The 25,162-nt window shown below is 70.4% G+C and carries 23 protein-coding genes and 1 pseudogene; 13 read left to right on the top strand and 11 right to left on the bottom strand.

Annotation, left to right across the window (positions count from 1 at the left end; translation table 11 throughout):
- The first annotated feature begins 23 nt into the window (after window positions 1–23).
- From ACFY01_RS17325 to ACFY01_RS17295, 7 genes are all read left to right on the top strand, one after another.
- A complete protein-coding gene (locus ACFY01_RS17325; protein WP_390736542.1) occupies window positions 24–1,484 on the top strand; it encodes an aldehyde dehydrogenase in 1,461 nt (486 codons plus the stop codon).
- Window positions 1,477–2,415: a 3,4-dihydroxyphenylacetate 2,3-dioxygenase gene (locus ACFY01_RS17320; protein WP_390736541.1), complete on the top strand. Its 939-nt coding sequence runs from the start codon at window positions 1,477–1,479 to the stop codon at window positions 2,413–2,415. Before ACFY01_RS17325 ends, ACFY01_RS17320 begins: the two co-directional genes overlap by 8 nt.
- 11 nt (window positions 2,416–2,426) lie before the next feature.
- Window positions 2,427–3,272, top strand: a complete 846-nt coding sequence (locus ACFY01_RS17315; protein ID WP_390736540.1) for a fumarylacetoacetate hydrolase family protein — start codon at window positions 2,427–2,429, stop codon at window positions 3,270–3,272.
- Window positions 3,273–3,315: 43 nt separating this feature from the next.
- Window positions 3,316–3,942 (top strand): TetR/AcrR family transcriptional regulator, encoded by a 627-nt coding sequence (locus ACFY01_RS17310; RefSeq protein WP_390736539.1) that lies wholly within the window; start codon window positions 3,316–3,318, stop codon window positions 3,940–3,942.
- A 187-nt stretch (window positions 3,943–4,129) separates the two neighbouring features.
- On the top strand, window positions 4,130–5,575 hold the full coding sequence (locus tag ACFY01_RS17305; RefSeq protein ID WP_390736538.1) for an APC family permease: 1,446 nt from the start codon (window positions 4,130–4,132) through the stop codon (window positions 5,573–5,575).
- Window positions 5,576–5,635: 60 nt separating this feature from the next.
- Window positions 5,636–7,126, top strand: coding sequence for an aldehyde dehydrogenase (locus ACFY01_RS17300; protein ID WP_390736537.1), 1,491 nt, complete (start codon window positions 5,636–5,638; stop codon window positions 7,124–7,126).
- Window positions 7,123–7,818, top strand: a complete 696-nt coding sequence (locus tag ACFY01_RS17295; RefSeq protein ID WP_390736536.1) for a gamma-glutamyl-gamma-aminobutyrate hydrolase family protein — start codon at window positions 7,123–7,125, stop codon at window positions 7,816–7,818. The genes ACFY01_RS17300 and ACFY01_RS17295 overlap by 4 nt, the downstream gene beginning before the upstream one ends.
- Here ACFY01_RS17295 and ACFY01_RS17290 read toward each other — a convergent pair whose 3' ends face one another.
- The 3 genes from ACFY01_RS17290 to ACFY01_RS17280 all read right to left on the bottom strand — a co-directional run bounded on the left by ACFY01_RS17290 (window position 7,819) and on the right by ACFY01_RS17280 (window position 10,628).
- Complete coding sequence (locus ACFY01_RS17290; protein WP_390736535.1) at window positions 7,819–8,391, bottom strand: MarR family winged helix-turn-helix transcriptional regulator; 573 nt, start codon at window positions 8,389–8,391, stop codon at window positions 7,819–7,821.
- Between the two features lie 150 nt (window positions 8,392–8,541).
- Entirely contained in the window at window positions 8,542–10,158 is a 1,617-nt protein-coding gene (locus ACFY01_RS17285; protein WP_390736534.1) for a cation acetate symporter, read from the bottom strand.
- Complete coding sequence (locus tag ACFY01_RS17280; RefSeq protein WP_390736533.1) at window positions 10,155–10,628, bottom strand: DUF485 domain-containing protein; 474 nt, start codon at window positions 10,626–10,628, stop codon at window positions 10,155–10,157. The genes ACFY01_RS17285 and ACFY01_RS17280 overlap by 4 nt, the downstream gene beginning before the upstream one ends.
- 224 nt (window positions 10,629–10,852) lie before the next feature.
- Here ACFY01_RS17280 and ACFY01_RS17275 point away from each other — a divergent pair, with 224 nt between their 5' ends.
- Together ACFY01_RS17275 and ACFY01_RS17270 are read left to right on the top strand one after the other, a co-directional pair.
- Window positions 10,853–11,860 (top strand): NADP-dependent oxidoreductase, encoded by a 1,008-nt coding sequence (locus tag ACFY01_RS17275; RefSeq protein ID WP_390736532.1) that lies wholly within the window; start codon window positions 10,853–10,855, stop codon window positions 11,858–11,860.
- A complete protein-coding gene (locus ACFY01_RS17270; protein ID WP_390736531.1) occupies window positions 11,860–12,618 on the top strand; it encodes an SDR family NAD(P)-dependent oxidoreductase in 759 nt (252 codons plus the stop codon). Before ACFY01_RS17275 ends, ACFY01_RS17270 begins: the two co-directional genes overlap by 1 nt.
- 255 nt (window positions 12,619–12,873) lie before the next feature.
- On the opposite strand, the pseudogene ACFY01_RS17265 reads toward ACFY01_RS17270, so the two are convergent.
- A pseudogene (locus ACFY01_RS17265) lies at window positions 12,874–14,104 on the bottom strand (erythromycin esterase family protein).
- Between the two features lie 68 nt (window positions 14,105–14,172).
- On the opposite strand from ACFY01_RS17265, the gene ACFY01_RS17260 reads away from it, so the two are divergent.
- Window positions 14,173–14,886: a TioE family transcriptional regulator gene (locus ACFY01_RS17260; RefSeq protein WP_390736530.1), complete on the top strand. Its 714-nt coding sequence runs from the start codon at window positions 14,173–14,175 to the stop codon at window positions 14,884–14,886.
- A gap of 39 nt (window positions 14,887–14,925) precedes the next feature.
- On the opposite strand, the gene ACFY01_RS17255 is transcribed toward ACFY01_RS17260, so the two are convergent.
- Window positions 14,926–15,765: a LysR family transcriptional regulator gene (locus ACFY01_RS17255; protein WP_390736529.1), complete on the bottom strand. Its 840-nt coding sequence runs from the start codon at window positions 15,763–15,765 to the stop codon at window positions 14,926–14,928.
- Between the two features lie 93 nt (window positions 15,766–15,858).
- On the opposite strand from ACFY01_RS17255, the gene ACFY01_RS17250 reads away from it, so the two are divergent.
- From ACFY01_RS17250 to ACFY01_RS17240, 3 genes are all read left to right on the top strand, one after another.
- A complete protein-coding gene (locus tag ACFY01_RS17250; RefSeq protein ID WP_390736699.1) occupies window positions 15,859–16,596 on the top strand; it encodes an SDR family oxidoreductase in 738 nt (245 codons plus the stop codon).
- A 249-nt stretch (window positions 16,597–16,845) separates the two neighbouring features.
- Window positions 16,846–18,057, top strand: coding sequence for an alpha/beta hydrolase family protein (locus ACFY01_RS17245; RefSeq protein WP_390736528.1), 1,212 nt, complete (start codon window positions 16,846–16,848; stop codon window positions 18,055–18,057).
- A 147-nt stretch (window positions 18,058–18,204) separates the two neighbouring features.
- Window positions 18,205–18,486 carry a DUF4190 domain-containing protein gene (locus ACFY01_RS17240; protein ID WP_390736527.1) on the top strand — a complete coding sequence of 94 codons (282 nt, stop codon included), beginning with the start codon at window positions 18,205–18,207 and terminating at the stop codon, window positions 18,484–18,486.
- 40 nt (window positions 18,487–18,526) lie between these two features.
- Here ACFY01_RS17240 and ACFY01_RS17235 read toward each other — a convergent pair whose 3' ends face one another.
- The 6 genes from ACFY01_RS17235 to ACFY01_RS17210 form a co-directional block, all read right to left on the bottom strand.
- A complete protein-coding gene (locus tag ACFY01_RS17235; protein WP_390736526.1) occupies window positions 18,527–19,855 on the bottom strand; it encodes an LLM class flavin-dependent oxidoreductase in 1,329 nt (442 codons plus the stop codon).
- Window positions 19,852–20,907: an aliphatic sulfonate ABC transporter substrate-binding protein gene (locus ACFY01_RS17230; protein WP_390736525.1), complete on the bottom strand. Its 1,056-nt coding sequence runs from the start codon at window positions 20,905–20,907 to the stop codon at window positions 19,852–19,854. The genes ACFY01_RS17235 and ACFY01_RS17230 overlap by 4 nt, the downstream gene beginning before the upstream one ends.
- Window positions 20,908–20,959: 52 nt before the next feature.
- Complete coding sequence (locus ACFY01_RS17225; protein WP_390736524.1) at window positions 20,960–21,691, bottom strand: ABC transporter ATP-binding protein; 732 nt, start codon at window positions 21,689–21,691, stop codon at window positions 20,960–20,962.
- Entirely contained in the window at window positions 21,688–22,581 is an 894-nt protein-coding gene (locus ACFY01_RS17220) for an ABC transporter permease (protein ID WP_390736523.1), read from the bottom strand. The genes ACFY01_RS17225 and ACFY01_RS17220 overlap by 4 nt, the downstream gene beginning before the upstream one ends.
- A complete protein-coding gene (locus ACFY01_RS17215; protein WP_390736522.1) occupies window positions 22,578–23,474 on the bottom strand; it encodes a TauD/TfdA dioxygenase family protein in 897 nt (298 codons plus the stop codon). The genes ACFY01_RS17220 and ACFY01_RS17215 overlap by 4 nt, the downstream gene beginning before the upstream one ends.
- A 578-nt stretch (window positions 23,475–24,052) precedes the next feature.
- Complete coding sequence (locus ACFY01_RS17210) at window positions 24,053–25,003, bottom strand: TauD/TfdA dioxygenase family protein (RefSeq protein WP_390736521.1); 951 nt, start codon at window positions 25,001–25,003, stop codon at window positions 24,053–24,055.
- Window positions 25,004–25,162 lie beyond the last annotated feature (159 nt).

Here is a 25,162-nt window from a genome sequence, read left to right as displayed (position 1 = left end):
CTCGATCAGTAGGAGCTCTCTTCATGTCTGACAAGATCACGATCTCCGGCGTATCCATCGACACCCGGCACTGGATCGGCGGCCGACGCGTCGCCTCCGCCGAGACCTTCACCGACCACTCGCCCATCGACGGCAGCGCCCTCGGCGAAATCGCCCGCGGCGGCCCCGCCGAGGCCCGAGCCGCCGTCGCCGCCGCCCGCGCCGCCTTCCCGGCCTGGGCCGCAACCCCCCGCGCAGAACGCGCCCGCCTCCTCCACGCCATCGCCGACGGTGTCGAGAAGCGGCTCGAAGAGCTCGCGATCGTCGAGACCACCGACAACGGCGCACTACTGCGTTCCCACCGCCGCGGCGTCATGCCCCGTGTCGCCCACAACTTCCGCTTCTTCGCCGACTGGCTGCTGACCCTGGACCACGACGACTTCGAGACGCGTGGACACACCAACCACGTCAGCTGGGACCCCGCCGGTCCCTGTGTGCTGATCACCCCCTGGAACGCGCCCCTCATGCTGGCCACCTGGAAGGTGGCCCCGGCCCTCGCCGCCGGGAACACCGTCGTCCTCAAGCCCGCCGAGTGGTCTCCGCTCACCGCTTCCCTGCTCGCCGACATCGCCGCCGAGGCGGCGCTGCCCGCCGGCGTCCTGAACGTCGTACAGGGCTACGGCGCCGAGATCGGCGACGCCCTCACCTCCCACCCGGACGTGCGCCGGATCAGCTTCACGGGGTCCGTGCCCACCGCCCGGCGGATCGCCGCCTCCGCCGCGGCCAACCTCACGCCCCTGAGTCTCGAACTCGGCGGGAAGTCACCCCTGTTGGTGTTCGCCGACGCCGACCTGGACCTGGCCGTGGACCTGGCGGTGGAGCAGTACGACAACGCCGGGCAGGTCTGCCTCGCCGGAACCCGTCTGCTCGTCGAGGAGCCGGTCGCCGAGGAGTTCACCCGCCGTTTCGTGGAGCGGGCGAACTCGCTCGTGCAGGGCGACCCTCGCGACGAGGGGACCGACATCGGGCCCAACATCCACCCCCGTCAGCTGGAGAAGATCGACGGATACGTGCGGCGGGCCGTCGCGGCCGGCGCCCGTGCCGTGATCGGCGGACACCGCCAGGACGGCCAGTTCTACGCACCGACCCTGCTGACCGACGTCGAGCAGGACAGCGAGATCGTCCAGGAGGAGGTCTTCGGCCCGGTCCTGACCCTCCAGACCTTCACCGACGAGGAGGAGGCCGTCCGGCTCGCCAACGACACCCGGTTCGGGCTCGCCGCCACCCTCGCCACCGGCGACCCCGAACGCGCCGAGCGGGTCACCTCGCGGCTCGTCGCGGGCACCGTCTGGGTCAACTGCTTCTTCGTCCGCGACCTCCAGGCGCCCTTCGGCGGCTCGCGCCTCTCGGGCGTCGGGCGTGAGGGCGGTACCTGGAGCTTCGACTTCTACTGCGACCTGAAGAACACCGTCACCGCACCGAAGGGCTTCAAGGACCATGGGTGAGATCGTCGGGGCGGGGCTCCTCGCCCACGTCCCCACCATCGTGCTGCCGGAGGCCGACCGGCTGGAGCTCAACGAGGGCAAGGAGATCACCCTCGTCACCGGACTGCGGGAACTGCGCCGGGACGTCTTCGAGCGGGATGCCGCCAACGAATACGACACCGTCGTCGTCCTCGACTCCCACTGGGCGACCACCGTCGAGTTCGTCGTCACCGCGCAAGCGCGCCGCGCCGGCCTGTTCACCTCCGAGGAACTCCCGCGCGGCATGTGCCGGATGCCGTACGACTTCCCCGGTGACCCCGAACTCGCCCACAACATCGCCTCGTTCGCGGACAAGCACGGCACCTGGATCACCGCGATCGACGACGAGTACCTGCCGATCTACTACGCCACCATCAACCTCTGGAAGTTCCTCGGCGAGGGACTGACCGACAAGCGGTGGGTGACCATCGGCGTCTGCCAGACCGGCGACATGGAGGACCATCTGCGGCTCGGGCGGGCTCTCGCCGACGGTATCGCCGCCACTGAGGGACGCCGGGTGCTGCTCATCGCCTCGGGCGCCCTCTCGCACACCTTCTGGCCGCTGCGCGAGCTGCGTGACCACGAGGCCAGCGACCCGGTGCACATCTTCACCCCCGAGGCGCGCGAGGCCGACCAGGAGCGCATCGCCTGGTTCAAGGAGGGCCGTCACGACAAGGTCCTCGACACCATGGACGCCTTCTGGAAGTTCAAGCCCGAGGCGAAGTTCTTCCACTACCTGATGATGGCCGGCGCCCTCGGCGAGCGGGCCTGTGTCGCCCGCGCACGGCAGTACGGCGAGTACGAGAACTCCGTCGGCACCGGCCAGGTCCACCTCTGGTTCGACCGGCCCGCCGACGGCTGGACCGGCACCGGTCTCCCGAAGTCCCCGCGCACCCCGCACAGCCGTATCTGAGGAGCCCCGCCATGCCCGAGTACCGCCGCGTCCTTCTCGACGGCGCCGCCGTCCAGGTCACCGTCGACGGGGACGAGCTCGTCGCCGGGGACGGCCGCCGAGTGAAGACCGAGGACGCCCAGCACCTGCCGCCGGTCGTGCCGTCCAAGGTGATCGCCGTCCACCTCAACCACCGCAGCCGCGTCGACGAGTTCCGGATCGGGCTTCCGGACACGCCGACCTACTTCCACAAGCCGACCTCCGCCCTCAACTCCCACAAGGGCGCCGTCGTCCGTCCCGAGGGCTGCAAGTGGCTCAACTACGAGGGCGAGGTCGCCATCGTCATCGGGAAGACCGCGCGGAACATCTCCCCGGCCGAGGCGGGGCAGTACATCGCCGGTTACACCGTCGCCAACGACTACGGGCTGCACGACTTCCGGGACACCGACGCCGGTTCCATGCTGCGGGTGAAGGGTTCGGACACCTTGTGTCCGCTCGGCCCGGGCCTGGTCACCGACTGGGACTTCCACGGCAAGCGGCTGCGGACGTACGTCAACGGCGAGGTCGTCCAGGACGGCTCGACCGACGAGATGAAGTGGGACATGCACTATCTCGTCGCCGACATCGCCCGCACCATCACCCTCTGCCCGGGTGACGTGCTGCTCTCCGGTACGCCCGCCAACTCCCGGCCCGTCCGGCCCGGCGACGTCGTCGAGGTCGAGGTCGAGGGCCTCGGACGGCTGACCAACCACATCGTCACCGGGCCCACCCCGATCCGTACCGACGTCGGCGCCCAGCCCACCGAATCCGAGGAGGTGCTGTCCACCGCGCTCGGCGGCGACTGGGAGTTCCGTGGCATCCGCCCGCCGCGTCGCTAAGCGCCAGGACCTGCGCCGACGCACGGCGGGTAGGGTCGCGACCATGACCGAATCCGCCGAGAGCCCGCCCCAGCCCGATCCCCGGTCGCGCAAGCGGCTGGGGTACGGGGAGGGACGCGAGGCGCTGCTCAAGGCCGCGGTCCGGGTCGTCGGCCGGCGAGGACTGCGCCACCTCACCTACCGTGCCGTCGCCGAGGAGGCCGGGGTCACCCATGGTCTGGTCGTCCACCACTTCGGCTCGCGGGACGCGCTGATCGAGGAGTCCCTCGCCTACGCCGTACGCGTCAGCCTGAGCAGCAGCCTGCTGGAGCCCGGCACCGGCCGGCCCGAGGACTTCGTCGGCGGGCTGACGGACATGGTGGAGGACGACGCGGACGGCCAGGCGTACCAGTACGAGCTGCTGCTGGAGGCCCGCCGCCGCCCGGAGCTGCTGCCGCAGGTGCGTGAACTGTACGACGAGTACTTCGGCGCCTCGCAGCGCGAGCTGGCCCGCATACTGCCCGGCGACGCGAGCCCGGCGTTCAACCGCCTGGTGTTCGCCGCGCTGGACGGCCTGGTGCTGCACCAGCTGACCGGAATCGGCGACCGCGCGGACACCGAGGCCGCCCTCGCCGAGCTGCGCTCGCTGCTGCGCACCCTGGGTGAGCGGACGCAGGAGAACCGCGACTGAGCGTACCCGACCCGGAACCCCCCGTCGCGGCCGCGCCGGGGGGTTCGCCATGCCCCGGGAGCGGCGGTTTCCCTGTCGTAAATTCCCCTCCCCACCCCCTTGTCAGATGGATAGTTCCGGCCCACCATGAGGCAACTCGTTTGGCTCAAAACGAAAACTCCTCCCTTCCCCTCAGCAGGTGATCCGAGTGGACAGTCAGACGGTCGACGCCTCTCCGCAGGCCGGAGAGGGCACCCGCCCCGCGGCAACCCTCAAACGCAACGCCCTGGGTGTCCTGGGCATCCTCTTCTTCGTCCTGTCCGCCCAGGCACCGCTCACCGGTATCGCGGGCGCCGTCCCGATCGCCGTCGCCGTCGGCAACGGCCCCGGGGCCCCGGCCGCCTACGCCGTCGCCGGAGCGGTCATCCTGCTGTTCTCGGTGGGCTTCGTGACCATGGGCCGGCACGTCGTGAACGCCGGCGCCTTCTACACCTACATAGGCAAGGGCCTCGGCCGGACTACGGGCAGCGGGAGCGCCGCGGTCGCGCTGTTCGCCTACTGCACGGTCCAGGCCGCCATGTACGGCCTGTACGGATTCACCGTCAGCGGGCTGGTCGAGCACTACTCCGGCGTGCACCTCGCCTGGTGGGTGTGGGCCCTGGTGACCATGGCAGTCGTCCAGGTGCTGGGTGCCGCCGGGATCGAGCTCGGCGCCAAGGTGCTCGCCGTGTTCGTGCTGGCCGAGTTCAGCATCCTCCTCGCGTTCGCCCTGGTCACCTTCTTCAAGGGCGGCGGCCCCGAAGGCCTCGACTTCGGCGGCACCTTCTCGCCGGGCGCCGTGCTCCAGGGCGCGCCCGGTGTGGCGCTCATGTTCGCCGTCGCCTCGATGTTCGGCTTCGAGGCCACCGCCATCTACGGCGAGGAGGCCCGCGAGCCCCACAGGACCGTCCCCCGGGCCACCTACCTGTCGGTCGCGGTCGTCACCGGCTTCTTCGCCTTCGTCTCCTGGATGCTGGTCTCCTCGTACGGCCCCTCGAAGGTCACCGCGGCCGCGGGCAAGGCGCTGGCGGGCGGCGACTCCACGGTGTTCGTCTTCGCACCGATCGCCGACCAGTTCGGTGGCTGGGTCAACGAGGTGCTGCCGATCCTGCTGGGCACCTCCCTGTTCGCCGGCATCCTCGCCTTCCACAACTCCGCCAACCGCTACCTGTTCTCCCTCAGCCGCGAGGGACTGTTGCCGGCCCGGCTGCGCACCCTCAACCGGCGGCACTCCCCGTGGGCCGCGGGCGTGGTGCAGACGGCGATCGCGGTGCTCCTGGTGCTGCCCTTCGCGCTCGCGGGCAAGGACCCGGTCCTCACCCTGTTCTCCTGGTTCAGCGGTGTCGGTGTCCTGGCCTGCATGCTGCTGTACTTCCTCACCTCGGTCTCCGTGATCGTCTTCTTCCGCCGCGAGCGCCTCGACACCCGGCCCTGGAACACGCTGATCGCCCCGGCGCTCGGCGCCCTGGGCATCGCCGCCGTGATCTGGGTCGTCCTCGCCAACTTCACGACCCTCATCGGCGGCGACGCCACCACGGCCACCTGGCTCGTCCTGGCCGTCCCCGCGGTGCTGCTGCTCGGGGCGGGAACCGCACGGGTCGTTCACGGCCGCTGACACACCTTCGCCGGGCCCGGCCCCCACGCGGCCGGGCCCCCGACTCCTGGACAGGAACACATGCTGGACGCCACCCACGACGAACTGCTCAGCCGGGCCAAGGCACTCGACCTGCCCGCACAGCACCACATCGACGGGACCGACGAGCCTGGGGGAGGGGCGGCCTTCGCCGTCGTCTCACCCCGTGACGGGCAGCAGCTCACCCAGGTCGCCGACGCCGGGCAGGCCGAGGTCGACCACGCCGTGGCCGCCGCCCGCCGGGCCTTCGACTCCGGCCCGTGGCCCCGGCTGGCCCCCGCGGAGCGCGGCCGGGTCCTGTTGCGGATGGCCGAACTCCTCGAAGAGCAAAGGGAGAAGCTCGCCCTCACCATCACGCTGGAAATGGGCAAGCCGATCACCGAGGCGTACGCCATCGAACTGCGCGCCGCGATCAACACCTTCCGCTGGTACGGCCAGCTGGCCGACAAGCTCACCGACGAGTCCCCGCACACCGAGCCCGACGCCCTCGCCCTGGTCACCCGGGAGCCGGTGGGCGTGGTCGGCGCCGTGGTCCCCTGGAACTTCCCTCTCACACTGGCGAGTTGGAAGGTGGCCCCGGCGCTCGCAGTCGGCTGCACGGTCGTCCTCAAGCCCTCCGAGTGCTCCCCGCTGTCCGCTCTGCTCCTCGGCCGCATCGGTACCGAGGCCGGACTCCCGCCCGGCGTCCTGAACGTGGTCACCGGCGACGGCCCCACGGCCGGGCGGGCCATCGGCCTCCACCCGGACGTCGACGTGCTGGCCTTCACCGGCTCCACCGCCGTAGGCGGCCACTTCCTGCGCTACTCCGCCGACTCCAACCTCAAACGGGTCTGGCTGGAGCTGGGCGGCAAGTCGCCCAACATCATCCTGCCCGACGCCCCCGACCTGGACCGGGCCGCGGCCACCGCCGCCTGGGGCATCTTCTTCAACCAGGGCGAGATGTGCACCGCCCCCTCGCGGCTCCTGGTCCACTCCTCGATCGCCGAGCGCGTGACGGAGGCGATCGTGCGCCGCGCCGAGGAACTCCGGCTCGGCGACCCCCTCGACCCGGCGACCGAGATGGGCGCGCTGGTCGGGCAGGCCCACCTGGAGCGCGTACAGGACCACATCGCCACCGGCCGTGAGCAGGGTGCCCGGCTGCGCACGGGAGGCGAACGCACCCTGGAGGAGACCGGGGGCAGCTATCTGCGGCCGACGGTCTTCGACCGTGTCGACCCCGGTATGCGCCTGGCCCGGGAGGAGATCTTCGGCCCGGTGCTGTCCGTCCTCGCCTTCGACGACCTGGACGAGGCGGTCCGGCTCGCCAACGCCACCGAGTACGGCCTCGCGGCCGGCCTGTGGACCTCCGACCTGTCGACCGCGCACAACGTCTCCCGCGCCCTGAAAGCCGGCACGGTCTGGGTCAACTGCTACGAGGAGGGCGACCTGACCGTGCCCTTCGGCGGCATGAAGCAGTCCGGGAACGGGCGGGACAAGTCGGCGCACGCGATCGACAAGTACACCGATCTCAAGACGACCTGGATCCGGCTGTGACCCGTCCGCTCATCGCCGTACCCGCCCGTTTCTCCGCCGCCACCTCGGCCCTGCGCTTCGCCGCCGAGGTCAATGCCCGGGCACTGATCGAGGCCGTCTGGCGGGCCGGCGGCGAACCCGCGAGCATCCACCCCGCCGACACCGATGTGGCCGGCCGGCTCGCCCGCTTCGACGGCGTGCTGCTGCCCGGCGGCGGCGACCTCGCCCCGTACCGCTACGGCGCCGGCGACACCCATGACAGCGTCTACGACGTCGACGAACTCCAGGACACCTTCGACCTCCAAGTGGCCCGCCACGCGCTGGAGGCGGGACTGCCGCTGCTGGGGATCTGCCGTGGACTGCAAGTCGTCAACGTGGCGTTGGGCGGCAGCCTGGAGCAGGACATGGGCGGCCCGGAGCGCGCCCATCGCCACCTCCGCCACGCGGTGTCCGTCCGAACCGGCTCCCGCCTCGAACAGGCCATGGGGGAGGAGAAGGCCGACGCCTCCTGCTACCACCACCAGCGCGTGGACCGCCTCGGCGCCGGGCTCACCGTCACCGCGACCGCCGCCGACGGCACGATCGAGGGACTCGAACCGGCCGACGCCCGGGGCTGGTTCACCGCCGTGCAGTGGCATCCCGAGGACACCGCGCACGAGGACCCGGTCCAGCAGCGCCTGTTCGACGCGCTGGTGCGGGCGGCCGCGAGCTGATCAGGCCTTGGGGCGCCGTCCGCTGCGGCGCGGCGCGGGCTCGGAGCCGTCGAGCAGTTCGCGGCGGCGCTCCTCGCCGCGCTCCTCCACCTGGAGCACGACCTGCCGCAGCCCCTCCGCGAGACCGCGGCACTCGGCGTCGCTGAGCCGGGAGGTCACGAAGGCCTCCTCCTCGTTGAACGCCGGGAACACCCGCTGCATCAGTTCCTCGCCCTTGTCCGTGAGGCTGAGCAGCACGAGCCGGCCGTCGTCAGGATGCCCGGCGCGGCCGATCAGTCCGCGTGACTCCAGGGTGCGGGCCACCCCGGTGAGCGTGCCCTTGGAGATCCCGGCCTCCTCGGCCACGTGCCGGGTCTCCGACTCGCCCCACACCCAGACGACCCAGAGCACGACGAACGCCGTCCAGGTGAGGTCCGAGCCGCGCAGCACGGAGTTCTCCAGGTGCTGGCGCACCGCCGAGGCGGCCCGGTAGATGTTCGCCACGGCCGCCATCTGGTCCCGGCGGATCGGGATGCCGCCGAGCTTGGCCGAGGCGAGCTTCTCGGCTTCGGTGATGGATCGCTGGCCGGGCACGGGCGGCTCCTTCGAGTCTCTCGGGGCCTTCTGGTCCTCGTGGTCCTTCCGGTTCTTCGCCGAACGACCGTACGGCGGCTGACCGCCGCACGGTCGTTCGGCCTCAAATTGTACGGGGACGGCAGGTCCCGAGGCCTGCCGCCCATGCGATCATTCGGCCGCGGCCAGCAGTTGGGCCTCGCTCTCCTCGTACAGCCGACGGTTCTCGTGGCTCTCGGCGGCGCTGCGCCGGTGGTCGAGACGGCTGCCCAGCCAGCCCGCCAGGTACCCGAACGGGATGGAGACCAGGCCGCTGGACTGCATGGGGAACCAGCCGAAGTCCGCGTGCGGGAAGACCGCGGACGGCGTGCCCGAAACGGCCTTGGAGAAGGCCATCAGCACCACCGCGCAGGCAGCGCCGCCGTAGAGGGCGGCGAGCAGGCCGGTGCGCGTGAACCCCCGCCAGAACAGGGAGTAGGTCAGTGCGGGGGCCACGGCCGACGCGCCGACGCAGATCGCCAGCGTGGTCAGCACACCGACGTCCCAGTTCTGGACCAGGGTGGAGAGCATGATGGCGACGACCCCCACCGCCACGCTCGTCCACGCCGCGACGGTCATCTCGGTACGCGGCGCCGCCTGTCCGCGCCGTGCCGCGTGCGCGAACAGGTCATGGGCGAGTGAGGAGGCCGCGGCCAGGGTCATCCCCGCGACCGAGGACAGCAGGGTGATGAAGACCGTGCCCGCCATGGCCGCGTAGAGAATCGTCGTGCTCATCGAGCCGGTCCCGCCGCCGAGCGCCCGGGACAGCATCAGCACCGATGTCCGGCCGTGCGGATCGGCCGCGGTGATGTACCGCGATCCCACCAGGGCCGCCGCGCCCGTACCCATGACGATCACGAGCAGGCAGAACGTGGTGACCGTACCCACCGCCCACGACATGGAGCGGCGAACGGCGGGTACGTCCCGCGCGGAGTACAGGCGCATCGTGATGTGCGGCAGGCAGGCCGCACCGAGGATCACGGTGATCTGGAGAGCGGCGAAGTCCAGCCGGTCACCGGCCGAGGTGCCCAGTTGCAGGCCCTGCTGGAGGAAGGCGGGGCCGGCTCCGCTGCCGCGCTGGGCTGCCCGGAGCACCTCGCCGAGGCTCCAGTCGAAGCGGTTCAGCACGAGGGCCGCCACGGTGACGCTGGTGCCCAGCAGGATCACGATCTTGATCATCTGGATGAGCGCGGTGCCCCGGATGCCCCCGATGGCGGCGTAAATGATCATCAGGCTGCCGACCAGGACGATGCACGTCGTCCTGGCGCCGGCCTCGTGGGGGATGCCCAGGATGAACGTGAGCAGCGACCCGGCTCCGGACAGCTGGACGACCAGGAAGGGCAGGGTCGCCGTGAGGGTCACCACGCAGGAGGCGATGCGGACGGCCCGCCCGGGCATGTTGCGGGCCAGGACGTCGCCCATGGTGAAGCTGCCGGCGTTGCGCAGCGGTTCGGCCAGCAGGAACATCAGCAGCACCAGGGACATGGCGGTGCTGACCGCCAGGACGTAACCGTCGTATCCCGTGAGCGCGACGATGCCGGTGGTGCTGAGCACCGTCGCCGCGGAGATGTAGTCGCCCGCGATCGCCAGGCCGTTCTTGAGCGGCGTGAGCGAGAGGTAGCCGGTGTAGAAGTTCGTCAGGTCGTCGCGGTCGGGCCCCGCCATCACGCACATCAGCAGTGTGACGGTGACCAGGGCGCTGAACAGGACCAGGACGACGGCCTGTGTCCCGGAACCGAAGTCGTTCATCTCGCCACCCCGGCATCCCTGCCCGGCCGGACCGCTCGCTCCCTGACGGCCTGCGCCAACGGGTCCACGAAGCGCTCGGCGCTGCGGCCGTACCAGACGACCGCCGCGAAGGTGACGACGAGTTGGAGGACCCCCAGCGCCATGCCCAGGCTCACCTCACCGGCGACCTTCGCTCCCATCAGGTCAGGTGCGCAGCAGGACAGCACCACGTACACCACGAAGGAGCCGAGCGCGGTGAGCGTGGAGACCCGGCGGAGCATTCGGTAGGCCGAGCGCAGGGCGGTGAGATCGGCGCTGTGCCGATCGGGCTCGGCCGCGTACGGTTCGTACCCGGCGTCGTGCCCGAACGAGTCGTACGGGGAGGTGTCGTACCCGTACGAGTGGTACCGCGGGGCGTGGGGCTCAGGTCGTTGCTGTGACCATCCCGGCGGTGCCGGCGGTGGGTACCAGTGGTCGTCGGGGTGTGTCATCGCATGGCCTTCCGGTGCGGCTCGGTTCCGTGGGAGGTGGCTGTGCAGAACGGGTGCGGCGGCGCACGATACCGACTGGTTGGAATGCGTGGTAAGCCCGCTGACCATCACGTTTGGGGCTCGAAGTCGCATCCGGATGATGAGGGCGTGTGGCGGAGATCACGTGCACAGACGTACCTACTGGTCGGTATGGTCGCCGTGAGCCGCGAACGACAGGAGGCGCGATGTCCGCGACCAACCGCCAGATCCGTCTGGGAGCCCGACCCGTGGGCGAAGTGAAGCCCGAGGACTGGCAGCACAGCTCCGAACCGGTCGAGGAGCCCGGCCCCGGCCGATTCGTCGGCCGGACGCGCGTCATCTCCCTGGACCCGGCCATGCGGGGCTGGCTCGACGACCGCCCCTCCTACCTGCCGCCGGTGGGCATCGGCGAGGTGATGCGCGCCGGATCGGTCATCGAGGTCACCGCCTCCGAACACCCCGGCTTCCAGCCCGGTGATCACGTGGTCGGCACGTTCGGTGTCCAGGAGTACGTCGTGTCCGACGGCCGGGGCGCCATGAAGATCGACACCTCGCTCGCCCCGCCCTCGACGTATCTGGGAGCCCTGGGCATGCCGGGCATGACCGCCTACTTCGGTCTGCTGGACGTCGGCGCGCTGAAGGACGGCGAGACCGTCGTCGTGTCGGGAGCGGCGGGCGCGGTCGGCACCATCGCGGGTCAGATCGCGAAGGCCAAGGGCTGCCGGGTCGTGGGCATCGCCGGCGGACCGGAGAAGTGCGCCCTGCTCACCGACGAACTGGGATTCGACGCGGCCATCGACTACCGGGCCGACGACGTCAAGAAGGCGCTGCGCGAGCACGCCCCGGACGGTATCGACGTCTACTTCGACAACGTCGGCGGCGACATCCTCGACACCGCCCTGACCCGGCTGGCGATGCACGCGCGCGTCGTGATCTGCGGTGCGATCAGCCAGTACAACAACGCCACACCGGTCAAGGGGCCCTCCAACTACCTCTCGCTGCTGGTGCGTCGGGCCCGTATGGAGGGCTTCGTCGTCTTCGACTACGCCAAGCGTTACGCGGAGGCCGCGCAGGAGATCTCCGCCTGGATCGGCGCCGGCCGTATCAAGGTCAAGGAACACGTGGTGCGAGGGACCGTCGACGACTTCCCCGAGACGTTCCAGATGCTCTTCCGCGGTGAGAACGTCGGCAAGCTCGTGCTGGAGCTGGCGTGATGGCCGGCGCGTTCGAGGGCAAGGTGGCGATCGTCACCGGCGCTGCCAGTGGACTGGGCAGGGCCATGGCACTGTCGCTGGCGGAGGCGGGGGCGCGCGTGGTCGTCGCCGACCTCGACGCGCAGGGCGGCCGGGAGGTGGCCGACCTGGTGGACGGCGACTTCCGTGCCTGTGACGTCTCCGACCTCGACGCCAACCGCGCGCTGGTGGAGTTCACACGGGACCGGCACGGCGGTGTCGACATCGCGTTGCTCAACGCGGGCGTGGCGACCGGATGCGGCGTGGGCGAGGACTTCGCCCCGGCGCGTTACCGCCGGGCGATGGGCGCCAACCTCGACGGTGTGGTCTTCGGTACCCACGCCGTGCTGCCGGCGCTGCGGGCCCGCGGCGGAGGATCGATCGTGGCGACGGCGTCCCTGGCGGGCCTGGCGGCCGTACCGCTCGACCCCCTGTACGCGGCCAACAAGCACGCGGTCGTGGGTCTCGCCCGCTCCCTGGGGCCGGCTCTCGCGCCGGAGAACGTGCGCTTCAACGCGGTCTGCCCGGGGTTCGCCGAGTCACGGATCATCGACCCGCTGCGCGACATGCTCTCCGAGCGGGGACTGCCCGTCATCCCGGCACAGGCGGTCGCGGACGCCGTACTGCGGATCGTGTCCGGCGGCGGCACGGGGGAGTGCTGGTTCGTCCAACCCGGCCGCGAAGCGGAGCCGTTCCGGTTCCGCAACGTCCCCGGCCCGGGCGAGCCCGTCGGCGTGTGACACGGTTCGGCGGGGCGGGGCGGGGCGGGGCAGGCAGGCCCTGGCCCGCCCCGCCGTGCGGATCAACGCTCCGGAAGAAGTCCTCGTGGGCCGCCCGCCACTGTGCGGCATCGGCGTAGCCGCGTCCCTCGGCCCGTGCGAAGTCGTCGTCGAGCTCCAGGAGGCCTGTGAGCGGTCTTCCGACCGTTCAGGATCGCCGCCACACCACGGTCACGTTCCGGACCGGGAAAGGCCGGTTCAAGAGGTGGGAGATCGTCATTTCCCATTCTCTGCACGCGCTCCCTGGTCCTGCGGGAGATCCTTGACGAACAAGAACCCATCGCTTCCGGCCAGGTGGGCCGGGTCGAATGGAGAGTAGCCGTAGTAGGGGGACACGCGGGGGGGCGAGGCGTGCGTCTGCGACGGCGTCGGCCAGCCGGGGGGCGTCGATGACGCAGCGGTCCTCCGGGAGCGTGTACAGGAGGCCTTCGAGGGTGTCCGCCGGCGGGGCGTCCACTCCCTGGTGCCGGATCGTGCCGACGACCGTGGGGAGGAAGGCGTACTCCTCGCCCAGGTGGGCGCTCACGAGTGCGCCGGCGCTCCACCACTCCAGCGGCAGGCCGCCCATCCGCATCGTGCTCTTGTCCCGCTGGAGATGCCCGTTGTGGGCGTGCACCAGCGCCGGTCCCCGCTCGGAAACGGCGAGCAGGTTGGCGGCCATCATCGAGGCCCGCAACCCCAGCAGCCGTGCCATACGGCTCGGTGACGTGTCGGCCATCCAGTAGTGGTAGCGCAGCAGGCCGGTTGCGGTGCGCCCGTACATGCGCGCCCGGTCCCACTCGTCCCACGATGTCGTCATGAGCAGGTGCGGAGTCTGCTCGTCGAACAGTTCCACCAGGTCGTCGGCGAGCAGCCGCAGCTCTCTGGCCTCGGCCGACCGTCCCACGGACCGGGCCGGATCCACCATGGCGGCGGGCTCGGTCCACCCGTCGTCGGCCCCGAGCAGACGGTCGAGCGTCTCCGTGGTGCAGGGGAGCAGGTCCGCGTCCACCCGGGCCGAGAGGTAGCGGTGGAGCGCGGTGAGCGCCTGCCGGGGGCTCGCGGCTCCGGTGATCTCCAGCGGGCCGTCGAAACCGGCGAAGCGGAGCCGCTCGGACGCGGGCCGGCCGTCGTTGTGGGCGCGCATCCAGCGCACGAGTTCCCGGTTGGCCGCGGAGGCGCCCCAGCCGTGGCTGAACCCGTGCTCCATGACCTCGTCGAGGGTGCCCGTGCCAGAGGTGACGTGGTCGTCCACGACCCGGCCCATCATGCAGTCACTCTCGATCGCGATCGTCCGGTACCCCTCCTGCTCGACGAGCTGCCGGAAGAGTTCGTTGCGCAGTTCGAGCAGGGTGTCCTCGCCGTGGGTGGGCTCGCCCAGGGCGAGCATCCGGGGCCGGACCGGGAGCACCCTCATGACGGCGGACGCCTCGACGGCATACGTGGTGCCCTTGATGTCGGTTGCCATGCCTTCAACGGTATCGTTGAACCTTCGATTGAAACTTTCCCGTGAAACTGGACGATCCTGGCAGGAGGATGGGGCAGAACCCTCAAAACGGAGATCGGCTCAGGCCGGTCGATCTGGCGCGCGGGCACGGTCTGTCCACGCAGGCCATCAGGAACTACGAGGAGGCCGGCATCCTTCCGGCCGCCGACCGCACGCCCCACGGCTACCGCGTCTACACCTCGCTGCACGCGGCAGCCCTGCGCGCGTTCCTCGCCCTGGTGCCCGGCCACGGCCACCGGACGGCGACGTCGATCATGCGGGCGGTGAACGAGGACGCGATCGAGGAGGCGCTCCGCCTCATGGACGAGAGTCACGCCCAGCTCCTCGACGACCGCCGGACCCTCCAGGCCGTGGAGAGCGCCCTCCGTGACCTCGGGCCCACCACGGCGTCCGAACCCGGCGACACGTTCATCGGACCGCTGGCAGGCAAACTCGGCCTCCGGCCCGCGACGCTGCGCAAATGGGAGCGCGCCGGGCTGGTGCGCCCGCGCCGCGACCCACGGACCGGATACCGCGTCTACGACGACGCCGACGTACGGGATGCCCGGCTGGCCCATCAACTCAGGCGGGGCGGCTACCTGCTGGAGCAGATCGCCCCGCTGATCGCCCAGGTACGGGCGGCCGGCGGACTGGAGCCACTGGAAGCCGCACTGTGCGACTGGCGTGGCCGACTGTCCGCCCGCGGCCGGGCGATGCTGACCGGGGCCGCCGAGTTGGAGGCGTACCTCCGCGAACGCGGCTGAGACTTCGGCCGCCCGTGCGGGCGGGTGCGGAGCAGTCCGTCAAAGACGTGTTGCCACGCGGATCAGGTCGGCGACCTCGCGCTGTCGGCTCTGCGGCGGCCAGGCGATCACCGTCGTCACGGGCGGAGCGTCCTGGACCGGTACGGCGACGAGATCCCGGCGCAGGTCGGTGCAGGCGGACTCGGGCATGATCACGGTGGTACGGCCGAGCGCGATCAACTGGAGGAGCTGTGTCAGGTTCCGTACCTCCGCCCCTTGCCCCTCCGGGTAGTTGCCGTCGGGACCGGGCCAGCGAGCCATCGGGAGATCCGGCAACGCGGCGACCTCGGCCACCCGAATCCGAGGGCGGCCCGCGAGTGGGTGAGAGACGGGCAGGATCGCCACTTGGCCCTCGGTGTACAGAATGTCGGTGTCGAGCCCGACCGCCGAATCGAATGGCAAATGCAGCAGAGCCACATCGGCTTGCCCGTTCTGGAGCAGCTTCTGTTGCTGGTGCGCCTCGCAGAGCAACAGGTCGACGATGGCCGCGCCGGGCTCCGCGCGGTAGGCGTCGAGCAGTTTGGCCAGCAACTCGCCCGCGGTGCCGGACTTGACGGCGAGGACGAGGCGGGGGCGCCTCTGCGCGGCCTGCCGGGTACGCCGCTCAGCTGTGGCCACCGCGCTGAGGACAGCGCGCCCCTCGGACAGCAGCACGGCCCCGGCCTCGGTGAGCGTGACCTTGCGGCTGGTGCGCTCCAGCAGCGTTACCCCGAGCCGCCGTTCGAGCCGGGCGATGGCGCGGGAGAGGGGCGGCTGGGCCATCTCCAGACGCTCGGCGGCCTTGCCGAAGTGCAGTTCCTCGGCGACGGCGACGAAGTACCGCAGCTCGCGTATCTCCATGCGCGCACCGTATCGCCGAAGGACGGTCGATCTATGTCGCCCGGATATCGCTGCGTTGCCGAGAGGGTGTTGGTGGACGGTCCCAGCGCAGCCATGCTCGCTGTCATGACTCAGAAGACGATCGCGCTGGTCACCGGCGCGAACAAGGGAATCGGTTACGAAATCGCCGCCGGGCTCGGCGCATTGGGCTGGAGCGTCGGTGTGGGCGCTCGGGACGAGCAGCGCAGGACGGACGCCGTGGCGAAACTGCGAGCGGCAGGTGCCGACGCGTTCGGCGTGCCCTTGGACGTGACCGACGACGAGAGCGTGACCGCCGCAGCGCGGTTGATCGAGGAGCGAGCGGGGCGCCTCGATGCGCTGGTCAACAACGCCGGCGTCGCGGGCGGCAGGCCGGAGGAGCCTGCGACGATCGACCTGGAGACCGTACGGCGGCTGGTGGAGACCAACGTCATCGGCGTCATCCGGGTCACCAACGCGATGCTGCCGCTGCTGCGCCGCTCGGCGCACCCGCGGATCGTCAACCAGTCCAGCCATGTCGGTTCCCTGACCCTGCAGACCACGCCCGGTGTCGATCTCGGCGGCATCAGTGGGGCGTACGCGCCGACGAAGACCTACCTCAACGCCGTCACCGTCCAGTACGCCAAGGAGCTGAGCGGCACCGGCATTCTGATCAACAACGCCTGCCCCGGCTATGTGGCCACCGACCTCAATGGGTTCAGCGGTACGCAGACCCCTGAGCAGGGCGCGGTGGCCGCCATCCGATTGGCGACGCTGCCCGACGACGGCCCCACCGGTCAGCTGTTCGACGACAACGGAGTCGTGCCATGGTGACGTGACCGCAGCAGTTCAGCAGGAGTTGCGTGGCCCTGGAAGTGGTCGGTGACCAGGGCACGCTTCGTCGCTTTGGTGCGGTCCTGGTAGAGCGGCCCTGCGACAGACACCCGACCCGTGAGTCGCGCCGACGGAAACCGTCGAGTTCCGGGGCTCAACCCACAGATGTACACCTGTGGGTCCATGCGCGACGCGTCATGCGTTCGCCAGTCGGATGTGCTCGGGTGCACCGCATGACAGCGTTCCGGCATGGACATGGACACGCGCACGAACAGCGGTGGACACAACGGGGTGACGCGCCGTCACCTGCTGGGAACCGTACTGGCGGCCGGTGCCGCCGTGCCGCTCGGCGTCGCCCGCCCCGCGTGGGCCGCCCGGCCCGCGGGCCCGCCGCGGCTCATCCTGCCCGAGCCGACCGGGCCGTACCCGGTGGGCACGGTGTCGCTGCACCTCGTGGACGCCTCACGCCCGGATCCCGCGGCCGGCCCGGGCCGGCACCGCGAGCTGATGGCCAGTGTCTGGTACCCCGCCCGCGACGTGCGGCGGTACCCGAGGGCGCCCTGGATGCCCGCCGCGCCGCTGCGGGCGCTCCTGACGTCCGCGGGGTTCGCCGCGGACGCCGTGCTCGCACCGCTCACGGCCGGTCACGAGGGTGCCCCGGTGCGGCGAACGGGGGGACGGCTGCCCGTCGTCGTGTTCTCGCACGGCGCGCACGACCACCGCTCCGACGCCACCGTCGTCGTGCAGGAGCTCGCCAGTCATGGCTACGTCGTGGTCACGGTGGACCACACGGACGACGCGTTCAGCGAGTTCCCCGACGGCCGGGTCGTCGTCCCGCTCCACGACCCGCAACGGGCGCTGGGGCCGGCGGACTTCGCCAGGGACATCCGGTTCGTCGTCGACCGCATCGAGGACCTCGACGCCGGGCGCAACCCCGACGCCGAACACCGACCGCTGCCGGCCGGCCTGTGCGGCGCCCTCGACCTGCGCAGCATCGGCATGTTCGGCTGGTCGAAGGGCGGCACGGCGACCGCCCTCGTCATGATCGAGGACCAGCGCGTCCGGGCCGGGCTGAGCTTCGACGGGCCCATGGAACCGACGATCACCGCCGATCTGGACCGGCCGTTCATGATGATGACCGCCGTGTTCACCCGGGCCGAGGAGCCGAGCGTCGCCGAGTTCTGGTCGCATCTGCGGGGATGGCGGCTCAACGTTCAGGCCGACGGCGCGGTCCACTCGTCGTACTGCGACAACCAGGTGCTCGTACCGCAGCTGGCGACAGTGATCGGGATGAGCGACGAGGAGCTCCGGGACTGGATCGGAACGCTCGATCCGGTCCGGGCGCTGAGGATCCAGCAGGCGTACCCGCGCGCGTTCTTCGACCTGCATCTGCGGCACCGCCCGCAGAACCTGCTCGAGAGCCCGTCCGCGGCCTTCCCGGAGGTGAAATTCATCCCCTGATCGCGGTCCGGGCCGTCTCACCGCCCAGAACCGACGTCCCTCCCCGGCATGCCCGGACAGGCAGGGGGCATCCGGTGGTCAGGCAAGTGTGAAGCGTCGTAGGCGAGTTGGCCACGGCGCATGTCAAAGACCAACGGAGGGTGTCTCATGACAAGTTACGGCGGTTCCCCTGCCGCGTCGTCGCGCACCAACGGGTTGGCCATCGCCGGCCTCGTCTGCGGGATCGTCGGGGTCTTCTTCCTGAACCTCGTCCTCGGGCCGCTGGCCATCGTCTTCGGCGCGGTGGGCTTGCGGCAGGCAGGAGCCAAGAACGGCGCCGGCATGGCGAAGGCGGGGATCATCCTGGGCATCGTGGACCTGGTCATCTTCGTCGTGCTGCTCGCCGTGGCGGCGTCGAACGGCGGCTTCACCTGGTACGTGGGTGGCTGAACTCCCGCCGCTGCGGGCAGCGGCGGGAGTCGCAGGCAGGTCAGGCATGGAACTGGTTCGCCGGGACCGGGAGCCCGTAGTGCTCGCGCAGCGTGGTGCCCTCGTACTCCTCGCGGAACAGCCCCTTGCCGCGCAGGATCGGCAGCACGTGCTCGGCGAAGGCCACGAGGCCCGACGGCAGGGCGGGCGCCATGATGTTGAACCCGTCCGCGGCACCGCCCTCGAACCAGGCGATGATCGTGTCCGCGACCTGCTCGGGCGTGCCGACCAGCTCGAAGTGACCGCGCCCGCCACCGAGCCGTGAGATGATCTGCCGGACCGTCAGCCTGTCGCGCACCGCGAGGTCGATGATCAGGTCGGAGCGGCTCTGTGAGCCCTCCAGCTTCGGCCTGGCGAGGATGAAGTCGGGCAGGGGCTCGTCCAGTTCGAAGACCGACGGCTCGGTCTCGAACACGGCGGCCAGCTGGCGAAGTCCGTACTCAGGGACGCGCAACTCGTCGAACCGGCGGGCGAGCGCCCGGGCCTCCTCCTCGGTCGCCCCGATGTACGGGACGATGCCGGGCAGGACGATCACACCGTCCGGGTCGCGCCCCGCGGCCCTGGTCCGTGTCTTGATGTCGGCGTAGAAGGCGGCGGCGCGCTCGTACGTCGTGTGGGCGGTGAAGATCGCCTCGGCGTGGCGGGCCGCGAAGTCCTTGCCGTCCTCGGAGGAACCGGCCTGGACGAGCAGCGGGTAGCCCTGCGGCGGACGCTCCACGTTGAGCGGGCCGGCCACCTTGAAGTACCTGCCCTCGTGGCCGAGCCGGTGCAGCCGCTCGGGGTCGGCGTAGCGTCCCGTGGCCCTGTCCGCGACGACGGCTTCGGACTCCCAGCTGTCCCACAGCGCCTTGGCGACCTTCAGGAACTCGTCGGCGCGGGCATAGCGTTCGGCGTGGCCGGGGCGGTCGTCGAGGCCGAAGTTGGCCGCCTCGTCCGCCCCTGCCGACGTCACGATGTTCCAGCCGGCCCGACCGCCGCTGACGTGGTCGACGGACGCGAGCCGACGGGCGAGGTTGTACGGCTCGTTGTACGTCGACGACACGGTCGCGATGAGGCCGATCCTGCTGGTCGCCTGGGACAGCGCGGTCAGCAGGGTCAGCGGTTCGAGCTGGCCGGGCGGGCGGAACTCGCCGGTGCCGATGAGAGCCGGGCCGTCCGCGAGGAACAGCGAGTCGAACTTGGCGCTCTCGGCCAGCTGCGCCAGCTCGATCCAGTGCCGCAGGTCGAAGTCCGCCCGGGGATTGCTGTGCGGCAGCCGCCACGCCGCCTCGTGGTGGCCGGCCTCCATCAGGAAGGCGTTGAGATGGAGCCGACGCCGTCTCGTGCTCATGAGGTGACCTTCAGCTTGGAACTGTCGTAGCCGGCCGGGAGGAGGTTGTCGGTGATCGACTTGACGTCGACCTTCTTGGTGATCTGGCCCGCCTCCAGGAAGGCGTCGGCGAGCTTCTGCTCCAGCTCGATGTCCGACTGCTCCACCGGGGTCACCCGGTTCGAGTAGGCGGCCAGGGACGCCTTGGCGTCGGCCAACGGGATGCCCTGCTCCTTCGAGAGCGCCTGCGCGTACTTGGCAGGGTTCTTGACCGCCCAGGCGAACTCGCGCGACAGCCTCTTCAGGACGTCCGTGAGAGCCGCGCGCTTGGTCTTGTCCTTCAACGACGTGTCACTGGCGACGTAGTAGCTGCTCGTCTGGTCGATCGGCGGCAGACCCTTCACCACGATCCGCGCACCGTTCTTGACCGCGATCGCCGACTGCGGGTTCCAGATCGACCAGGCGTCCACCTTGCCGGTGTTGAACGCCGTCGCACCGGCCGCCGGGTCGAGAAAGACCAGCTTGGCGTCCTTGGGAGTGAGACCGACACTCTTCAGCGCGTTCAGAGCCAGGCCGTGGGCCGAACTGCCCTGCGGAACAGCGATCTTCTTGCCCTTGAGGTCGGCGGCCGTCTTCAGCTTCGAGCCCTTCGGCACGATGATGTTCTCCCCCGCCTGGTCGGGCCTGAGCGAGCGGTTGACGGCGACGACCTTGAAGCCGTACTCCTTCGCGGCACCCGTGATCGGCGGCACGTCGCCGACGCTGCCGAGGTCGATGTCGCCCGAGGCGGCGGCCTGCACGAGCGGCGGGCCGTAGGTGAAGCGGGCGAACTTCACCTTGTAGGGCGCGTTGTCGAACACGCCGGTGATCTTCGCCAGCTCCTGGCTGCCGTCACCGCCGTTGTCGCCGATGGTGAAGGTGTACTTGCTCCACTCGGGGTGCTTGGCGTCGCTCGCGTCGCCGGCGTTGCTCAGCGGCGCGGCGGTGTCCGCAGAAGATCCGCAGGCGGCGAGGGTGCTCGCCAGGGCGAGCGAGCCGACGGCGCCGATGACTCTGGTGGTTCTGTTACGCATAGGTGTGTCGTACCTTCTGTGCTGGCTGTGCTGGATGAGGGTTTTCGGGAGGTCAGTGCTGGCCGGCGAGGCCGAGGTCGTCCAGGAGCCGGGCGCGGAGTTCCTCGCGGGCGACGCTCGCTTCGCGGTCCGCGGCGGAGAGGTGGACCTGGTGCGAGGTGCCGATGCGGCCGTTGCTCATGACGACGATGCGGTCCGCCAGGGCGATCGCCTCGTCGACGTCGTGGGTGACGAGCAGCATGGCGGCGTGGTGCTTGGCCCGCAGGGCGCGTAGGAGGTCGTGCATGCGCAGCCGTGTGATGGCGTCGAGGGCCGCGAACGGCTCGTCCAGCAGCACGAGTTCGGGCTCCGATACCAGTGCCCGGGCGAGCGACACCCGCTGGGCCTCGCCACCGGAGAGCTCCTTGGGCCATGCCTTCTCACGGCCCGAGAGGCCGACCTCGGCCAGCACATCGCGGGCCCGCTGTTCCGCGTCGGGACCGTACAGGCCGAGCGTGACGTTGCGCAGGACCTGCTGCCACGGCAGCAGCCGGTCGGCCTGGAAGACGATCGCACGCTTCGCCGGGACCTCCACGCGCCCGCCGTCGGGCCGGTCCAGTCCGGCGAGCAGCCGCAGCAGGGTGCTCTTCCCGCAGCCCGAGGGGCCGAGCAGAATCACCAACTCCCCCTCGTCGATGGTGAGGTCGAGGTGGTCGAGCACCACCCGGTCACCGAACCGACGCACCACCTGCTCGACGACGACCCCGGTCTGCCGACGGGACTCCATCGCTACCGCGCTGTTCATGACGCCTCATAACTCGGCCGCCACCGCAGCAGCACCCGCTCGAGAGCCCGGACGAACTGATCGGCGAGCAGACCGAGGAGCGAGTAGATCACCAGCCCCACGAAGACCTGGTTGGTCTGGAGATAGGTCTGCCCCTGGGTGATGAGGAAGCCAAGTCCCTTGTCCGCGTTGACCGTTTCGGCGGCGACGAGGCCCAGGACGCTGTACGCGAGGGAGAACCGGAGGCCGACGAGGAAACCCGGCAGGGCTCCGGGCACCAGCACGCGCGTCACCAGGCGCCAGGTGCCGGCGCCCGTCGTCCGCGCCATCTCGATCAGCCGCTGGTCGACGCCCCGGATCGCGGCGAAAAGGTTGAGATACATCGGCACGCCGGCGCCGAAGGAGATCAGCAGCACCTTCGTGAGTTCGTCGATGCCGAACCACACGATCATCAACGGCAGTACGGCGAGGAGGGGGATCGTGTTGAGCACCTGCACGAGGCCGTTGAACAGGTACTCACCGCTGCGCAGCAGCCCGCCGAGCACTCCGGTGACGATGCCCACCGTCAGACCGATCGCGAGACCGATGCCGGCCCGCTGCAGCGAGATGGCCAGGTCGGGCCCGAGGACGCCCTGCTGCCACAGATCGGCGGCGGACTTCACGATGGATGTCGGTGCCGGAGCGTAGGTCTTCGCCAGCACCCCGGCCCGGGCGAGGACCTCCCAGGCGATGAGGATCACGACGGGAGTCGTGTAGATGCCCAGCGGCCAGCGCAGGCGCTCGCGGAGTGTGCTGAGCGGCGTTCGACGGCGGGCGTCGCGCGGCAGGAACACCTCGCGTTCCCGCGCGCTCGTCGTCTCGGCGTCCGGGGCCTTGGTGACGGCCGGCGCCAGGATGCGGACCTCGCTCATGCCGCCACCGCCGGCACCTTGCTGTAGTGCGAGGCATCACCGACGAGTTGCTCGCTGCGGCGGCCGTCGACGCCGACCGGCACGTCTCCCGCGACCGTCACCCGGTTGAGGCGGCGCGGGTGGTCGTCGTAGTTGTCCACCCCGTAGTGCTGGGTGATCCTGTTGTCGAAGATCAGCAGCTGGTTCGGCGACCAGGCCCAGCGCAGGATGTTCTCCGGACGCGTCACGTACGACTGGTAGATGCGCAGCAGCTCGGCCGAGTCGTTGCTCGACAGGCCGACGATCCGCTTGGCGAACCCGCCGATGAACAGGCCGCGTTCGCCTGTCAGTGGATGCACCCCCACGACCGGGTGCTCTGCCTCGTAGGGTGTGGAGACGAAGACCTTGTCGTACTCCTGCCGCTGCGCGGTCGTGGCCGAAGGCCGGGCGTAGTCGTACTGGTTGGTGTGCACGACGCGCAGCGAGTCCGCGAGGCCCCGCAGCGGTTCGGGCAGCTCGCGGTAGGCCGCGGCGGCGTTGGCGATGAGCGTCTCGCCGCCGTACGGCGTGGTGACGATCGACCTCAGCGTGGTGACTTGCGGCGGGTTGACCACGAAGGTGACGTCCGTGTGCCACTCGTTGGCCTTGGACGTCTCGCTGTCGACGGCCAGCACGTTCGTCGTGCCGTCAGCGGCCGGCACGTTCGGGTGTGCGGTGGTGAGTTCGCCGAACCACCCTGCCGCGCGCTCCTGACCGGTGTTGTCGAGGTGCACGTCGTCGAACACGAGCGCCTTGTGCTCGTTGAGGGCGTCACGGAGCGTCGTGACCGTCAGTGGGTCGGATGGTGCCGTGAGGTCGACGCCTTCCACGACCGCGCCGATGCGGCCGGTGAGCTTACGGATGGACACAGGCATGAGGAGGCCCTTCTCGGGGAAGTGGGCGCACCACCGGGTGCTGAGGGGTGGGGAGGAGGAAGATCGGGCTCCGGCCGGCGGGTGCTGACTCGCCGATCCCGAGGGCATGCCACGTCCTGGGCCTCGAACCGGCTGACGGCTCACCAGTGCGATCGATGAGTCGCCGGAGAAGAAGGTGCGCTCAGGAGGCGGAGACGACGATCCCGCAGGGTGGTTCCGCGTTACGGGCGGCTTCGCACCGCCCCAGCCCGGCACGCACCGTCGGTGCACACCAGCTGCTGCCGGGGACCACTTGCCGGATCAGAGACAACAAAACGCGCTGGAGACGTGCGCCAGATCGATGTGGCGCCGCCGAGTGAGGTCCACGCGCGGGTTCATGGAACGGGAGTTCAGCAGACGTCCACCACGTTGGTCAAGAACTTCCGGACAGGTCTCGCATCGCGGACAGGGAGAACCAGATCGCTCCTTGACGCGACCGAGGTGATGGGCCTGTTGCGGCCGGCCCGACTTCACGACCGGCCGCACCTGTTCACCGGCGTCACCGGCACGACGGCAGCCGGTGACCGTGGTCGGTGAGGTCAGGAGGCCACGGCGACGCGGTGGTCGGCGGTGAAGGGGCGCCCGGCGACCAGTTCGGACTCGCGTCCGTCCGGTCCGACGGGTACCTCGCCGATCAGAGTGACCCGGTGCAGACGCCGTTCGACGTCCAGGTGGTCGAGGTCGCGCGGGGCGAGGTGGGCGGTAGCGCGGTTGTCCCAGAAGGCGACGTGCCCGGGCTCCCAGCGGAAGCGAACCGTGTACTCGGGGCGAGTGATCTCGGCGTAGAGCAGGTCGAGGATGCGCTTGCTCTCGCTCGGCGTGACGTCCACGATGTGGCTGGTGAAGCCGGGATTGACGAACAGCGCACGCTCCCCGGACTCCGGGTGCACCCGCACCACGGGGTGGACGGCCACCAGCAGGTTGTCGTTGACGCGGCGGGCGTAGTCGCTGTCGCCGTCCACCGGCCTGCTGCCGCCGTAACGGTGTTCCGCACGCAGCGTGTCCACGAAGGCGCGGACGGGGCCGGACAGGCCCTCGTACGCGGCGACGAGGTTGGTCCACTGCGTGTCGCCGCCGATCTGCGGGACGGTCTCCGCCCGCAGGATGGAGCCGGCGGGCGGGTTCACGGCGGCGGTTACGTCGGTGTGCCAGCCGTCGAAGTAGCTGTACTGGCGCTTGCGGTACTCGTCCCGGAAGTTCTTGCCGTAGCGCTGCTCGAAGCGGCGCGGGTCGATCGTGAAGATCTCCGGGTGGTCCTCCGGCGGGGCGTCGTCGTGCGGGTGGGCGTAGGTGAGCTCGCCGAAGTGGCGGGCGAAGGCGATCTGCGAGGCATGGTCGAGCTGCTGACCCCGGAAGAAGACGACCTTGTGGCGGTGGAGGGCCTGCTTGATCACCTCGACGGTATCGGTGGACAGCGGCTGGGCGAGGTCGATGCCGTCGATGTCGGCGCCGATATGACCGGCGACGGGGCGGACGGTGAGCGTGCTCATGGGGACGGTGTCCTTTCGGGTCATGTCCGCACGCGGCCACGGCGGCGTCAGGGCAGGTGCGGTGCCGGCCCGCCGACTCCGTTGCTCAAAGGCGTGGAAGAGGCCGGCCTGGCGCTGCCGCGCAGGGTGCGAAGGAAGAAGGCTGTGCCTGTCAACGCC

The organism is Streptomyces sp. NPDC001480 (assembly GCF_042894725.1).
Lineage (GTDB): Bacteria > Actinomycetota > Actinomycetes > Streptomycetales > Streptomycetaceae > Streptomyces.
Note: the sequence above shows the minus strand (reverse complement) of the source record. Positions and strands in the feature narration are given on the sequence as shown.